General features: G+C 44.5%; 12 protein-coding genes. 11 read left to right on the forward strand and 1 reads right to left on the reverse strand.

Features of this window, described 5'->3' with window-relative positions; translation table 11 throughout:
- Positions 1-163: 163 nt before the first annotated feature.
- The 11 genes from betB (at position 164) to JMX93_RS04450 (ending at position 13,389) form a co-directional block, all read left to right on the forward strand.
- Positions 164-1,678 (forward strand): betaine-aldehyde dehydrogenase, encoded by a 1,515-nt coding sequence (betB, locus tag JMX93_RS04400; protein WP_499203968.1) that lies wholly within the window; start codon positions 164-166, stop codon positions 1,676-1,678.
- Positions 1,679-1,796: 118 nt separating this feature from the next.
- Positions 1,797-3,497: a choline dehydrogenase gene (betA, locus tag JMX93_RS04405; RefSeq protein ID WP_443215409.1), complete on the forward strand. Its 1,701-nt coding sequence runs from the start codon at positions 1,797-1,799 to the stop codon at positions 3,495-3,497.
- 307 nt (positions 3,498-3,804) lie between these two features.
- Positions 3,805-5,850, forward strand: coding sequence for a choline BCCT transporter BetT (gene betT / locus JMX93_RS04410; protein WP_198331697.1), 2,046 nt, complete (start codon positions 3,805-3,807; stop codon positions 5,848-5,850).
- Between the two features lie 266 nt (positions 5,851-6,116).
- Positions 6,117-6,605 carry a M48 metallopeptidase family protein gene (locus JMX93_RS04415; RefSeq protein WP_499203969.1) on the forward strand — a complete coding sequence of 163 codons (489 nt, stop codon included), beginning with the start codon at positions 6,117-6,119 and terminating at the stop codon, positions 6,603-6,605.
- Positions 6,606-6,862: 257 nt separating this feature from the next.
- Complete coding sequence (locus tag JMX93_RS04420; RefSeq protein ID WP_193012183.1) at positions 6,863-7,285, forward strand: tetratricopeptide repeat protein; 423 nt, start codon at positions 6,863-6,865, stop codon at positions 7,283-7,285.
- A 42-nt stretch (positions 7,286-7,327) separates the two neighbouring features.
- On the forward strand, positions 7,328-8,548 hold the full coding sequence (locus tag JMX93_RS04425; RefSeq protein ID WP_499203970.1) for a flavin monoamine oxidase family protein: 1,221 nt from the start codon (positions 7,328-7,330) through the stop codon (positions 8,546-8,548).
- Entirely contained in the window at positions 8,541-9,482 is a 942-nt protein-coding gene (locus JMX93_RS04430) for a DMT family transporter (protein WP_499203971.1), read from the forward strand. Before JMX93_RS04425 ends, JMX93_RS04430 begins: the two co-directional genes overlap by 8 nt.
- A gap of 358 nt (positions 9,483-9,840) precedes the next feature.
- Entirely contained in the window at positions 9,841-11,601 is a 1,761-nt protein-coding gene (locus tag JMX93_RS04435) for a TrkH family potassium uptake protein (protein WP_443510061.1), read from the forward strand.
- 57 nt (positions 11,602-11,658) lie between these two features.
- Positions 11,659-12,360, forward strand: coding sequence for a potassium channel family protein (locus JMX93_RS04440; RefSeq protein ID WP_193012187.1), 702 nt, complete (start codon positions 11,659-11,661; stop codon positions 12,358-12,360).
- 43 nt (positions 12,361-12,403) lie between these two features.
- On the forward strand, positions 12,404-12,946 hold the full coding sequence (locus tag JMX93_RS04445) for a DUF3124 domain-containing protein (protein ID WP_198331692.1): 543 nt from the start codon (positions 12,404-12,406) through the stop codon (positions 12,944-12,946).
- A gap of 29 nt (positions 12,947-12,975) precedes the next feature.
- Positions 12,976-13,389, forward strand: coding sequence for a PaaI family thioesterase (locus JMX93_RS04450; protein WP_193012189.1), 414 nt, complete (start codon positions 12,976-12,978; stop codon positions 13,387-13,389).
- A gap of 102 nt (positions 13,390-13,491) precedes the next feature.
- Here the strand turns inward: JMX93_RS04450 and JMX93_RS04455 are convergent, their stop codons facing one another.
- A complete protein-coding gene (locus JMX93_RS04455; RefSeq protein ID WP_499204021.1) occupies positions 13,492-14,106 on the reverse strand; it encodes a c-type cytochrome in 615 nt (204 codons plus the stop codon).
- Between the last annotated feature and the right edge of the window lie 31 nt (positions 14,107-14,137).

Consider the following 14,137-nt stretch of genomic DNA (forward strand, 5'->3'; position numbering starts at 1 on the left):
CTCAAATGATTGATCAAAGAAGCATTTTTTATCAAAAAATCATTGAAAGACAGGCTTGTAGCAATAGGCTATATAAATTTATTTTAAACATTTAACCCCTGACGACATTATTTGGCATTAGCTTGTTTATAAGGCTTGTGCTAGTCGTCAATAGGAGCACTGCATGACAGATTTAAAAACAGACCTAAGCAACTTAACAGACATCATTGATTTAGAGAAGGTTCAAACCGCTTATATTAATGGCTGTTATTTAGCTGTCGATAACTCATTAACCACCTTCGAAGATATCAATCCAGCCACGGGTGAAGTGCTGGCTACCGTTCAGCAAACGACCAATGAGCAGATTAACGAAGCGGTAAAAGCAGCACAAAAAGGCCAAAAGATTTGGGCGGCGATGACAGCGGTTGAGCGCAGTCGCATTTTGTTAAAGGCAGTTGCGATATTGCGCGAGCGCAATGATGTACTCGCGTTACTTGAAACCAAAGATACGGGTAAAGCGCTCTCTGAGACCAAATATGTGGATATCGTCACTGGTGCCGATGTCGTTGAGTATTATGCCGGTCTTGCGCCGATGATTGAAGGTCGTCAAATTCCGCTGCGTGATAGCAGCTTTGTTTATACCCGTCGCGAGCCACTTGGCGTCGTCGCTGGTATTGGTGCGTGGAACTATCCTATTCAAATCGCTATGTGGAAGGCAGCTCCAGCCTTAGCCGCTGGTAATGCGATGATCTTTAAGCCATCAGAAGTCACACCATTGACTGCCTTAAAACTGGCAGAAATCTTGACGGAAGCAGGCTTACCAGATGGTGTCTTTAACGTCGTACAAGGGGACTATAAAGTAGGCGAAGCGTTGACCCAGCACCCTGATATTGCCAAAGTCTCGTTCACTGGTGGTGTACCGACTGGCAAAAAAGTCATGTCGAGCGCTGCAAGCTCATCTCTGAAAGATGTGACCTTAGAGCTTGGTGGTAAGTCGCCATTGATCATCTTTGATGATGCCGATATCGATACCGCTGCTGACATCGCTATGATGGCCAACTTTTACAGTACCGGTCAGGTATGTACCAATGGCACGCGCGTCTTTATCCCTAAAGCCTTACAAGCCAAGTTTGAAGAAGCTATTTTAACGCGTGTCTCACGTATTAAGCTTGGCGATCCGATGGATGAGAGCGTAAACATGGGCCCATTGGTCAGTTTTCCGCATATGGACAGAGTACTGGGCTATATCGAGCAAGGCAAAGAAGGCGGTGCACGCCTATTGACTGGTGGTGAACGAGTCATGACAGGCGAGCTTGCCAATGGCGCATTTGTTGCACCAACTGTATTTACTGATTGTAGCGATGATATGGCTATCGTGCGTGAGGAAATCTTTGGCCCAGTAATGTCGATATTGACTTATGAGAGCGAAGAAGAAGTGATTCGCCGTGCCAATGATACCGATTATGGTTTGGCAGCTGGGGTCGTGACTGCTGATTTGACTAGAGCGCATCGCGTGATTGCACAGATTGAAGCCGGTATCTGCTGGTTAAATACGTGGGGTGAATCAGCGGCGCAAATGCCAGTTGGTGGTTATAAGCACTCAGGTATTGGCCGCGAAAACGGCATTGAAGCCCTTGAGCATTATACGCAGACCAAATCTATCCAAGTAGAGCTAGGTAAGTTCGAATCGGTATTTTAACCAGTTGTATGGTAAAAATTTTTAAAACAGTAAGGTTGGCATATTAGGAATAATTTGTCCTTTTGGCACCACCTTACTGATATGAAATGATGGATTTTTTAATATTATGGAGCGTTTTATGACATCAACCACACCTGAATATGACTACATCATCGTCGGCGCAGGCTCAGCAGGCAATGTGCTAGCCACTCGCTTGACCGAGGATGCCAACATTAAGGTGTTGCTGTTAGAAGCGGGTCGTCCAGACCATCGCTTAGACTTTCGCACGCAGATGCCAGCAGCGCTCGCCATGCCATTGCAAGGCACCACTTATAACTGGGGCTATAAAACCGATCCTGAGCCGTATATGAATAACCGCGTCATGGATTGTGGTCGTGGTAAAGGGTTAGGTGGCTCGTCTTTGATTAATGGGATGTGCTATATCCGTGGTAATGCACTAGATTTTGATGATTGGTCTGAGATCAAAGGCTTAGAAGATTGGACGTATTTGGACTGCCTGCCTTACTTTAAAAAGCTAGAGAATCGCGACGCTGGTGAAAATGACTATCATGGCGTCGGTGGTCCCGTTGAGATGACCACTTCCAAGCCAGGAGTCAATCCGCTGTTCCAAGCGATGATCGAAGCGGGTGTGCAAGCAGGCTATCCGCGCACTGAAGACCTAAACGGCTATCAGCAAGAAGGCTTTGGTCCGATGGATCGTTTTGTCACGCCTAATGGTCGCCGCGCCTCGACTGCTCGTGGTTATCTCGACCGCGCCAAACCGCGTAGCAATATCACGATTTTGACAGGTGCATTGACTGATGTGATTTTGTTCGATGGCAAACGTGCTGTCGGTGTGAAAGTAGAACATCAAGGTCAAACCAAAAACTTCCATGCGTCTCGTGAAGTGATTGTTTCATCGGGTGCGATAGCGTCCCCACAACTGTTACAGCGTTCAGGTATTGGCCCTGGTCAATGGCTCAAAGATTTGGGCGTCAATGAGATTTTAGATTTACCGGGCGTTGGTAATAACCTACAAGACCATTTAGAGCTGTATATGCAGTACGAATGTAAGCTGCCAGTGTCGATTGCCCCTGCCAACAAATGGTGGAATAAGCCGGCCATTGGTGCTGAATGGTTATTCAATGGCACAGGGCTTGGTGCGTCAAATCAGTTTGAAGGGGGCGGTTTTATCCGTACCGATGAGAAGTTTACTCACCCCAATATCCAGTATCACTTCTTACCATTAGCGGTGCGCTACGATGGTCGCAGTGCGGTGAAATCGCATAGTTTCCAAGCACATGTAGGTTCATTGCGCTCGCCAAGTCGTGGTCGCGTCAAGCTGACCTCGAAAGACCCAAGTGCGCATCCGAGCATCTTGTTTAACTATATGTCTCATGATCAAGACTGGCAGGAGTTCCGCGCTGCCATGCGTATCACTCGTGAGATTATGCATCAGCCAGCGCTCGACCCTTATCGTGGTCGCGCCATTGCACCAACCGATGATTTGGTGACCGATGCACAGCTAGACGAATATGTTCGTAATCATAGCGAGACGGCTTATCATCCGTCTTGTACCTGTGCGATGGGCGAAGGCAATGATTCGGTCGTCAATGGAGAGGGGCTAGTACATGGTATCGATGGTTTGCGCGTCGTTGATGCGTCAATTATGCCAAATATCATCAGTGGCAACCTGAACGCAACCACCATTATGCTGGCAGAAAAAATCGTCGATAAGATGCGCGGCATACAGCTGCCACGCTCGACGGTAGACTACTTTACTGCAAATGGCGCACCGCTTAGAGCTGAGCCAATGCGTGCTTACCGCTCTACTGTCTAACTTTCAATAGCTAAGTCGTCATACAAGATGTGGGACAAAAAACGATATAAGACAATTTCAATAAGAAGACCTTTCGCAGTAAAGGTCTTTTTTATCAGTGCTCACATTTATAAAGATGAAAACTGTTGTGGTTAAATCTGCTTATCATTTGCTTTGCTATTTTTTAATAGTTTACATCGCAATTTTTATTTATTGGTACTGCTTTGTGCGTCATGCAGTTATTTGTATGTCATGCAATTATAAGTCATAAGATTATGACGGACAAAGCAATATCAGATCCTGTTTAATTTACCTATTGAGGTCTTTTATGTACAGCTCGCCATCAAAAGATGCGACGAAACCCCTGACTCTAAACAAGACAGTTTTTTTAGGTTCAGCTATTATTTCTATTTTATTAATCATCTGGACGATTGCGTTTCCAGATTATAGTGAGACATTATTAAGCGCTAGCATGGCATGGGTATCAGAGAGTTTTGGCTGGTATTACATGCTGGTGGTTGCCGCTTATAGTATATTTGCATTATTTGTTGGTTTTTCTAAATACGGCGACATCAAGCTTGGGCAAGACCACGAAAAAGCACAGTTCCCGTTTTTAGCATGGGCCGCGATGTTGTTCTCTGCGGGTATTGGTATTGATTTACTATTTTTTGGTGCCTCTGAGCCGTTGATGCATTATTTGACGCCGCATACGGGACTGGAGCCTGCCAGTGCAGAAGCCATGCGCCAAGCGCTGTCGCAGACTTTTTTACATTGGGGTCTACATGGTTGGGGTATTTATGCACTAATCGGTATGGCATTGGCGTACTTTGCTTATCGTAAAAACATGCCATTAGCCTTACGTTCACCGTTGACGCCTATCTTTGGTGAGCGTTTAATCAAGGGTTGGCTTGGCGATAGTATTGATACCTTTGGCGTCGTTTGTACCTTGATGGGTATTGCGACCAGCTTAGGCATCGGGGTATTGCAGGCCAATGCTGGCTTGACCCATGTTTTTGGTATTGAATCTAGCAAAACAGTGCAGACGCTTATCATTGTGGGTGTAGTTGCAGCTGCGGCTATTTCTGCGATGACAGGTGTGGAAAAGGGCGTACGCCGCTTATCCGAATTTAATATGCTATCGTCGATATTACTATTAATCGCCATATTGGTGATGGGTAATACGGTGTATTTGCTAAATACTTTTACCCAAAATATTGGTCAATATTTTCAAACCATTCTCTTTAAAACTTTTGATGTGTATGCCTATGATGGTAAGGCTGGCGCCGACTGGAAATCAGGCTGGACAATATTTTTCTGGGCATGGTGGGTCGCTTGGGCACCGTTCGTTGGTCTATTCATCGCGCGTATTAGCCGTGGTCGTACCTTGCGTGAGTTTGTCTTTGGCGTGATGTTTATTCCGCTTGGTTTTATTTTTGCATGGTTCTCTATTTTTGGTAATTCGGCGATCGACTTGGTTGCCAATGGGGCAACTGAACTTGGTGAAATCGCTGTCAATGATGCTGCCATGGGTATGTTTGCCTTGTTCGAGTATTTTCCTTACAGTGACGTTTTATCGTTCGCTGGTGTGGTTATTGGTTTGGTCTTCTTTGTGACCTCAGCTGACTCAGGCGCTTTAGTATTAGCAAACTTGAGCTCAAGAGGCATGACCAATGATACTGATGCACCTGTTTGGCTGCGTTTGTTTTGGGCAGCGGCAACGGGTTTTATTACTTTAGGATTATTATTTGCAGGTGGTTTTGCCTCATTACAGTCAGTCTCTGTGATTGCTGGCTTACCGTTTTCGCTTATTTTGGTGCTTTATATGATGGCTATGTGGAAGTCGTTAAAAGAGGAAGGTAATAAGCGCAAAGCCAGTACGATTGGTACGGCTAATGTGCTTGATAGCGGTAAGAGCTGGAAAGCGCGCTTGCAACGTATCGTTAGTTTCCCTAGACATGCACAAGTTGAACGGTTTTTACAAAGTGTAGTAAGACCTGCCATGACGGAAGTTGAAAAAGAGTTTGCCGCAGGCGGTCTAAAAACCTCTTTGGATATCCGTAACCCTGAACATATCGGACAAGATATAGATGAAGGCATGGATGAGAGTAGCGGTCAAATAGATGGTCTAAAATTACGTGTTGGACACGGTGATGAAGATGACTTTATTTATGAAGTTAATTTGATCAAAGCGGAGCGTCCTAACTTTACATTGAGCACATCAACTAAACACGCAGAGTATTATTATCGTGCTGAAGTGTTCTTAAGCGAAGGCTCGCAAGAGTATGACTTGGTTGGCTACTCCAAAGAGCAAGTGTTGGTCGATATTTTAAATCAGTACGAGCGCCATTTGCAGTATCTCCATTTAGAACGTTAATTCACTCATTAATATACTCTAAATAGTTCAGTAAAAATATCGTGAGAAACAACCCCATAAGTTGAATACAGCTTATGGGGTTTATTTATGCTAATCGTCAGTCCAATATAAAGCGGATATGGTGTCAGGTTCCTCAGTCTACTCTCTGTAGTACTTTTGCGTGCCTTCTTTGGTTCCAAAACATCTTGAACTGGTTATAGGTAAATAGGAGATATAGGGTAAAATATATAAAGACAAGTTTTAATAGATCAGCAAAGGATAAATTTGTGACCACATTAAAGTACATCGCTCATTATTCTGAGCAAGTTCAAACCCAAGCGGCACAGCTGATTAGTGATGGCAGATTAGGAGAATATCTAGAAAACAAGTATCCCAATCAGCACCAAGTGCAAAGCGATAAGGCTCTTTATCAATACATCAATGAGATAAAAAACCAATCTATGCGTAAAATTGGTCAGTTATCCAATGTCAGTTATAGTAGCAAGTTAACTGTCCTTAAGCATGCGCTGGGCATTCATACCACCCAGTCGCGTGTACAGGGTAGTAAGCTAAAATCCCATAACAGCATCACCGTGGCCAGCTTATTTCAGGAAGCACCGCCTGAGTTTTTGCGCATGATTGTCGTGCATGAATTGGCGCATTTTAAAGAGCATGAGCATAACAAAGCTTTTTATCAATTATGCTGCCATATGGAGCCAGAGTATCATCAGTTTGAGTTAGATACGCGCCTATGGCTGCACTGGCGAGAGTTGTGATTTGGCTCATTCAGTCAGTCCTTTAGAAACCAGACACGCTGTCAGTCCCGTTTAGTCTACTCTGTGTCGTACGCTCACTCGACTTCCTTGTATTCAAATTAGTTTGAAACGACTATCGCTATGCTTGAACCATCCTTTTTACTAGACACCTTAATTAAAAAATCAATACGAATAGACAAGCGTGATAAGCTTGTCCAAATTAAATGTTTACTGCTCATTGAATGAATAACATTACCTAACCAACAATAGAGAACACAATGATTAATACCAAAATTTATAAAGCAATTTATACCTTAGCTGAAGAGTTATTGGAGGCTGACCGTATAGGCAATCAAGCAGCGTTTGATGGGTTTTATGCCGAATTAGAAGCCATTTGTAACGATAATGAAAATACCGATAAAGACCATCCAGAACAGTGGGAAACATTGGCTGACTTTACCGAAGATTTAGACGAAGCTTTAATTATTTATGACAAAGCATTAGCAAAAGCAACGGCGATTAATTCGAAAGATCACATGTCATCGATCGCCTTTTCTATGGCGGTCTTGCAGATTGAAATGGGTGAAAAAGATGCGGCTATCCTAAATCTACAGAATGCCAAAGTCACGGCTAATAAGATTGAGGATAAAGAGTTTAAGGTTGAGATAGACGAGCTGCTTACCAAGTTGTTGGCTGAATAATCTTAATGCTAAATAGCTTCAACTAAGCAGGAATGATTTGTTATGCAAGACCTACCTATTGCAATTATCGGTGGTGGTTTGAGTGGCTTATATGCGGCGTTTTTATTAGAGCAACGAGGTATCGATTATATATTGCTTGAGGCGCGTGATAGGTTGGGCGGGCGCATCGCTGTTGCTCCATCATTAATAAAAAAAGCCTCAATAGATAAGGCATCAACAGAGATGTCTGATCAAAGCTCAAGTTCTGATAATGAAAAATTGTCTGATGGATTTGATTTAGGGCCATCTTGGTTTTGGCCGGATTATCAGCCGCAGTTAAGTCGCCTTATTGAAACGTTGAATCTACCGTGTTTTGCGCAGTTCGAAGACGGTGACATGATGGTTGAACGTGCCGCCAATGAGTTACCTATCCGTACCCAAGGCTATCAAAGCTCGCCACCGTCTATGCGTCTTGTAGGCGGTATGACCTCATTGATTGATGCTTTATATAATCGCCTAGATGCCAATCGTATCGTGAAGGGTCAAGTTGTTCGGCGTTTAACCAAGACTGATCGATATATCAGAATCGAGTGCAGCTCTGGACAGATGACAGCTGGTCAAATAAACACTTATCACACACAGCATGTGTTACTTGCGCTACCGCCTCGTTTGGCGGCGAGTTCTTTAGTGTTTGAGCCAGCTTTACCGCAGGATTTGGCAAAAGAATGGCAAGAAACCGCGACATGGATGGCGCCACATGCCAAATATGTGGCGGTTTATGATTCGCCGTTTTGGCGGAATCAAGGACTATCAGGATCAGCACGAAGTGCAGTAGGGCCACTTACAGAGATTCACGATGCGTCCTTGGCAGCGGGAGAAGGTGCCTTGTTTGGTTTCTTTGGAGTTCCTGCTCACATCCGAAAAAGCGTCTCAGAAATGGAGCTAAAAGCCCATTGCCGTGCGCAACTGGTACGTTTATTTGGCGCACAAGCAGAAACGCCAACGGCTGAATATCTGAAAGATTGGGCGCAAGATTCATTGACCGCGACGCTTGCTGATGCCAGTGGCGCAGGTCAACATGCCGTAGCACCTACCGCTAAGCCAAACACAGGTGTATGGCAAGACTGCCTAACAGGTAGCGCAAGTGAATGGTCAGAAGCGTTCTCTGGTTATGTTGCTGGTGCTATCGACGCGGCACATAAGGCGGTACAAGGTTTAGATTTAGGTTTGTCTGATGCGGTATCGTCATCAGCGTCGCCACCCAATAGGATAGTGGATGAGTGAGTCTTTAAAGCAGCAAGCCTCTCGCAAGACGAGTACATGGCTCATCTCTTTTGCTTGCTTGTTAGGCGGAGGAGGTCTGATTGGTATTTCTACCAATTTGGCAAAATATGCTAGTGAGATAGGTATGACACCATTGGCATTTCTCTTTTGGTCCATCACGGGCGCTGCTGCGATTTTATTGTTCGTTGCATTCATACGGCACGAATTACCTCCCTTAAATGCGCGTAGCTTTGAGTACTATTTTGTGGCTGCCCTTATCAGTGTTGCAGGCTCTAATTTGCTACTGTTTTCGGCTATTCCACATGTGGGTGCAGGTTTCGTCGCGCTCATTATCTCGCTTCCACCATTGCTGACTTATCTTGGCGCACTGGCACTGCGGATGGAGCGATTTAATATCGTCCGCGCTTTGGGGGTGGCCGCTGCGCTTCTTGGCGCAGGCGTATTGGCAGCGCGTAAGTTTTCGGCGCCAGACGCCAGTACTTTTTGGATTTTGATGGCGCTTTGTGGGCCAGTGCTACTGGCTATCGGTAATATATATCGTACTTTACGCTGGCCTGATAAGGCGTCTCCTAGTGCACTCGCTCCAGGTATGCTGATCGCGGCGTCGCTGTTGCTGCTGGCATTTAGTGTATTGCCTAATTTTTCAGTCAATATGCCGCTAGACTGGCTGTCGCTAGGTTTGATTGCTATACAAGCAGGCGTATTTGCGGGTCAGTTTTTGCTATTGTTTCTCTTGCAAAAAACGGGTGGTCCTGTGTTATTGAGTTTATTAGGCTCGGTAGGTGCCGTCGTTGGTGTGCCGGTTGCTATTTTTTTACAAGGGGAGGCGCCACCAGAAGGGCTGTTTTTGGGTGCTTCATTGATTGCGCTGGGCGTTGGTTTGGTGACATGGGGCGGGGTAAAAATGGCGAACACATCGACAGAAAATATGTAAAGATGACCATCAGGATAGCGCACTCATAAATGCTGCCAACCTATAGACTAATGAACATACTAGGGTGTATGTTGGCAGTACAACTCTATAAAAATACGACAAGGTAGAAATGTCATCATGCAACTCGCACATTGACTATTTTGTGTCTAATCCAGCCTTATAAAACCTAGTTAAGGCGTGAGTATTAATGACCCCGCCAATCTATACTTTCTCTACAACCATTTTAGCAATCAGCATAGCTATATATAAATGTTCAACACGGTCTCATAATTGGTTACGATTATCTAAAATCAGTTTTTGTGAATAACACAAAAAAGGAGTATAAATATCGTGGTTATTCCTATCATGGGTTAGGGCTATGCATGCAGCCAAGCGTTATCGATTATTAAATAATTTCACGATTGTTATTAGTATTATCGGAGTAGCCGTTGCTTTATTAGACAGTGGTTTCACGTTGCCGATGTGGCTACAACATGTTTTCCATATTTTTTATTTGGCGATTATTTTTTTAGGCTTTGTTGTAACATCGGGGCGTTATATCTATAGCAAAAAGCCGCTGACTTTAAATAAAGTCGCGGTTTTTGACTTGCTGACCAGTATTGCGATTGTTATCTTATTGGTAGCACATTTCACGGATTTGATCCGCTTTGGGATGTCGGTTGCTGTTGATGGATTCGTTGCCATAAAAATCGCTGTCTTTGTGACCTTTATTCGTGAAATCTCTGACCACGATTTTAATCTTAATCGTACCTTTCTAAACCCTGCGCAGTTTTTCATTTTGAGCTTTTTGGCAGTGGTGCTGATTGGCGCATTGCTGTTGATGATGCCCAATGCGACGACGCAGCCATTATCCTTTGTTGATGCGCTCTTTACCGCGACCAGTGCAGTCTGTGTAACTGGTCTTATCGTGGTAGATACGGCGACGTATTTCACAACGTTTGGGCAAGTCATTATCATGGGGCTGATACAGATCGGCGGCTTAGGGATTTTGACGTTTGTGACGTATTTTAGTTATTTCTTCAAGGGCGGTGTCAGTTACGAGACGCAGGCGAGCATCAGTGAGATGTCTTATATGCGCGGCATGGGCAATGTGGTATCGACCCTCAAATCTATTTTATATGTGACGTTTGCCGTAGAGGCAGTGGCTGCCGCTCTCATTTATATTAGCATTTATGACTTGCCAGACATGGATTGGTCTGAGCAGTTGTTTTTCTCTGTTTTTCATGCGATTTCTGCGTTCTGTAATGCAGGGTTTTCTACATTCAGTGCTGGCATGTATGATGATTCCCTGCGTTTTAATTATCCCCTACAACTGATCATTGCCACTACTTTTATCTTTGGTGGTATGGGCTTTGTCATTGTGGTCAATGTGCTGCGGTATTTGCGTGATCTTGCCGAGCGGCTAATATATCGCCATGATCAGCGTTATATTTATCGACCGTGGTTGCTCAATATTAATAGTCGCATTACCTTGATTACGACGGGCGCTTTATTGCTGGTAGGTCTCGTCGGTGTGATGATATTTGAATACAACAACGTACTTGCAGACCATACCAGTTTTTTTGGCAAGCTTGTCACAGGGCTGTTCACTGCTGCCACGCCGCGAACCGCGGGATTCAATGTGATTGATATGGGTGAGCTGACCTTTCCAACAGTCATGCTGACGATATTTTTGATGTGGATTGGTGCCTCTCCAAACTCGACGGGCGGCGGTATCAAAACCAGTACTTTTGCGATTGCACTATTAAACACCTTGAGTTTGGCACGTGGTCAGACCAATGTTGAGGTCTTCAAGCGCCAGATTGCTGACATCTCGATTCGCCGCGCATTTTCTATTATGTGGTTGTCTTTATTGGTCATCGCTATGGGTGTGACGCTCATCAGCTATGATCAACCAGAGCTTGACTTAATCAAAGTGGTTTTTGAATGTTTTTCAGCTTACAGCACGGTGGGATTAAGTCTGAATTTGACGGCAGATTTATCAGATTTTAGCAAAATAGTGGTGTCTGTCATTATGTTTGTTGGGCGTGTCAGCATGTTGACCATCTTTATTGCCCTACTGAAAAATAGACGCCAGCGCAATTATCGCTACCCAACTGAAGAAATCACAATCAATTAAATTGCCGCAAACAAGTTGTTTTATCATTAAAAAATACTGAAAAGGGTCATCAAAGTTATGAAATATATCATCGTAGGGTTAGGGAACTTTGGCTCATCGCTAGGCATGGCATTGACCCGTCAGGGGCATGAAGTGATTGCCATTGATAGCCGCATACAAAAGGTTGAGGCGTATAAGGAAGTTATCTCTCATACCATCTGTATGGATGCCACAGATGAATCGACCGTCAGTGGTTTGCCGATTATCGACACCGATATCGTGATTGTCGCAATCGGTGAAGATCAAGGCGCAAATGTCATGGCGACCGCTTTATTTAAAACCCTCAAAGCAAAACGTTTGATCAGTCGCAGTATCAATCCATTGCACGAAAAAGTGTTGCAAGCTATCGGTGTGGACGATATTATTCACCCTGAAAAAGAGGCGGCCAATCGCTGGGCCAAACGGCTGTCACTACGTTACTTCGTAGATTCGTTTGAGCTGAGTGATCACTTCAGTATGGTAGAGATTAGCATTCCCAAGGCGTTGATTGGTCACTCCGTTGAGGACTTGCAGTTGGAGCAAAAGTTCAATATTCGATTGCTTAGTACCCTGCGCTATGAGTATTATGAGGACAGCTTTGGTCGTACGCAAAGTAAGCCTACTATTAAAGGCTTGGCCGCGCCTGAGCAAGTATTGCAAGATAAAGACGTATTGGTCATCTACGGTGCTAATAAGCATATCAACGAGTTTCTGCGTAGTGTCGGTGTAAAAATTAAATAAATATTTGCAGCAGCCGTGACATGAAAAGGCAAAGGAGAAACTTATGAATAAGCGCACTATATCCGTCTTGTTGCTTGCGACGATAACGCTGTTGTCAGGTTGTGATCAGTCAACGCAAGACCCGAATGTGTTGTACTCAGAAAAACATCAAGATCCCATTCAGGAGCTTGAGATGACGACAGCCGTTGATCGTAGCCAGTTTGCCTATAAACAAACCTTTTATGTGCCCATTTACTCTGACATCTATACCGATAGAGACAATCGTAAAGTCTTGCTGTCAGCGACTTTAAGTGTACGCAATACCACGCTCAAAAAATCACTTTATATCAATAAAATTGACTACTACGGCACCGATGGAACCTTTATAAAGTCTTATTTAAATAAATCGATTGAGCTTCCAGCAATGGCTACGCTCAATTATATCGTTGAAAAAGAAGAGGATAAAGGCGGATCGGGTGCCAACTTTATCATCGAAGTCGAAGGTGTCGACGAGACGGTCAAGCCCGTCATTGAGGCGGTGATGATTGGTAATTTTAGCAATAAAGGCTTTGCATTCAGTACAGAAGGCACGCCAGTGGTGCATTGATCAAGGATAAAAAAATCCAAGGAAGGGATATGTCTGCAACCAAAGAAGAAATCAGTGCCTTTATGGCGTTAGAGTTTCCGCAAACCAAATGCGTCGTTGAGGCAGTCGGTGATAATGGTGCGACCTTATCACACGAAATTGGCATAGATGAGCTACGTCCTGGTGGTACAGTGTCGGGACCTGTCATGATGGCCGTTGCCGATGTCGCCATCTATGTTGCGATACTCGGAAAAATCGGTATCGTACCATTAACGGTGACGACGAGTCTGACCATCAATTTTTTGCGTAAACCGTCAGCGGATGCACGTATCATCGCTGAATGCACCTTACTAAAAGTAGGGCGAGCCTTGATAGTGGGCGAGGTCTCTCTGTATTCAGAAGGCTCAGATGATGCCGTGGCTCATGTCGTAGGCACATACTCTGTACCGCCCAAGCGTATTTGAAACGCTATGTAAGCGTCTGGATACCTCATCAAAAGAGCAACTATGTTAAGAGGTTGCTCTTATTTTATCGTTTAACGTGCTTTATAAAATAGCGAGTGTCATCTATTCACTCGGGTCTGAACCGGGTGGAAAATCATGGCGTAGCTGTGCAACATTAGCAGTGGTAACCGTATCTGTGAAATTATTTAGATCGCTATGCACGTATTGTGTGACGGCTGCTATTTGCTCGTCGTTCATCATGCTATGGAACGATGGCATACCGCGCAGGCCATTGATTAACACACTAATAATATAGTATTTCGATTGCATCTTGCTGTTATTGGCTAGCGGTGGATAGTAGCCAGCGCCTTGCGCGCCGTTGCCTTTTTGCATATGACAACCTGCACAGGAATCATCATAGAGTTTTTTACCATTGGTGGTAAAAAACCCCGTCTTACCTTGTGTGCTGCCTTCAAACTTGGCGAGCCATTTCTGCATGCTAGCATCATCGCTCATTTTTGGTATTGAGCGTACATCGACAATATTGCTAGCGGGTTCAGCCAACTCGTTTTTGGACATATACACGCCGCCCCATGCGCCTTGATTGCGACTGGCCTGATTGTCAAATACCATTGGCGCTGTTTGCTGGCTGGCGATAGTGGCTGCGTTTTTTGCCTTATACTGACTACAGCCTGACAACGTTGTTAATGCGATTGACCCGCCAACTATGAGCATCATTATTGCCTTGCCCGAGCTGAGCGAGCTAGAC

The sequence above is a fragment of the Psychrobacter muriicola 2pS genome (genome assembly GCF_904846535.1).
GTDB lineage: Bacteria > Pseudomonadota > Gammaproteobacteria > Pseudomonadales > Moraxellaceae > Psychrobacter > Psychrobacter aquimaris.

What these genes read in the sequence shown, in the direction of transcription:
- JMX93_RS04455 (WP_499204021.1), bottom strand. Translation starts at nt 14,106, where the DNA reads ATGATGCTCATAGTTGGCGGGTCAATCGCATTAACAACGTTGTCAGGC.
- JMX93_RS04430 (WP_499203971.1), top strand. Translation starts at nt 8,541, where the DNA reads ATGAGTGAGTCTTTAAAGCAGCAAGCCTCTCGCAAGACGAGTACATGG.
- JMX93_RS04420 (WP_193012183.1), top strand. Translation starts at nt 6,863, where the DNA reads ATGATTAATACCAAAATTTATAAAGCAATTTATACCTTAGCTGAAGAG.
- betA (WP_443215409.1), top strand. Translation starts at nt 1,797, where the DNA reads ATGACATCAACCACACCTGAATATGACTACATCATCGTCGGCGCAGGC.
- JMX93_RS04450 (WP_193012189.1), top strand. Translation starts at nt 12,976, where the DNA reads ATGTCTGCAACCAAAGAAGAAATCAGTGCCTTTATGGCGTTAGAGTTT.
- JMX93_RS04445 (WP_198331692.1), top strand. Translation starts at nt 12,404, where the DNA reads ATGAATAAGCGCACTATATCCGTCTTGTTGCTTGCGACGATAACGCTG.
- betT (WP_198331697.1), top strand. Translation starts at nt 3,805, where the DNA reads ATGTACAGCTCGCCATCAAAAGATGCGACGAAACCCCTGACTCTAAAC.
- JMX93_RS04440 (WP_193012187.1), top strand. Translation starts at nt 11,659, where the DNA reads ATGAAATATATCATCGTAGGGTTAGGGAACTTTGGCTCATCGCTAGGC.
- JMX93_RS04435 (WP_443510061.1), top strand. Translation starts at nt 9,841, where the DNA reads ATGCATGCAGCCAAGCGTTATCGATTATTAAATAATTTCACGATTGTT.
- JMX93_RS04425 (WP_499203970.1), top strand. Translation starts at nt 7,328, where the DNA reads ATGCAAGACCTACCTATTGCAATTATCGGTGGTGGTTTGAGTGGCTTA.
- betB (WP_499203968.1), top strand. Translation starts at nt 164, where the DNA reads ATGACAGATTTAAAAACAGACCTAAGCAACTTAACAGACATCATTGAT.